The 818-nt window shown below is 46.2% G+C and carries 1 protein-coding gene; it reads right to left on the bottom strand.

The genetic code is table 11. From position 1 onward, the window contains the following. Nucleotides 1-228 precede the first annotated feature (228 nt). On the bottom strand, nucleotides 229-534 hold the full coding sequence (locus C7B65_RS27065; RefSeq protein ID WP_106254255.1) for a hypothetical protein: 306 nt from the start codon (nucleotides 532-534) through the stop codon (nucleotides 229-231). Nucleotides 535-818 lie beyond the last annotated feature (284 nt).

Below are 818 nucleotides of genomic sequence, written 5' to 3'. Positions count from 1 at the left end.
CTCATACTCACCCCTCTTGGTTGCATCACTGAGGTAATATCATGATTGAATGATTAAATCAAGTAGAGGTCGCACCCACAGAAAGGCGACTCGTGCTCCATGCCAGCCTAGCAAGGGCTGCAATGTCTGCCGCAATTGGGTAATCTGATGCATAGGGTTTCATATTGTGAACTCACTATTTGCATGAAACCCTTTCCTAACCCCCTTTTGCAAGCTTTTGTCCTGTACTTAGAGCGTTGTTAAGTCAATGATCACTTTCAGCGGACTGTCAGAACGGGATAGATGCTGTGCCATCTGTTTCAGCACCGTTTGGCGAGTGGTTCGCAGCACCGACCGGGTAGACCACCCATAGATATTTAGAAATCGACTCAACGCACTGGCAGATTTTATCGGGCAATGTTGGGGCAAAGCATGACCGGACGCATCTAAAAACAGTCCGAGTAGCGCACTGAAGCTGGTTTTCTGATCGGAACTAGGCATCAATCCCAGTAGAGCGTACACTAATCCTTGGGCGTGTTCCAAGATGGTTTCCATAACCGTCCCATTGAAATGTTTCTACGCCCTTTCTTTCAGACTTTGAGCTTTTTGGCAACCCCTTGTTGAGACTGGTGCAAGATCTGAGTTATGCTATTCCGCTTACAAGCCACTGGTAACGCTCTAGAGATTATTACAAGGGATCTCCTACACTCATCAGCTAAAAAACCACTAAAAACCTTCTCTAAACCTGTTCAATGATTGGGCATATAGCAATCCTAAATCAGTTGTAAGATGAAGGCTGAGTGGGTCGTGACCCCTGATGACAACCGTGAAAGATGGTA

Source organism: Phormidesmis priestleyi ULC007 (assembly GCF_003003695.1).
Taxonomy (GTDB): domain Bacteria; phylum Cyanobacteriota; class Cyanobacteriia; order Leptolyngbyales; family Leptolyngbyaceae; genus Phormidesmis_A; species Phormidesmis_A priestleyi_A.
The sequence above is the reverse complement of the archived record's forward strand: the minus strand, read 5'-3'. Positions and strand labels throughout refer to the sequence as shown.

What these genes read in the sequence shown, in the direction of transcription:
- C7B65_RS27065 (WP_106254255.1), bottom strand. Translation starts at nt 534, where the DNA reads ATGGAAACCATCTTGGAACACGCCCAAGGATTAGTGTACGCTCTACTG.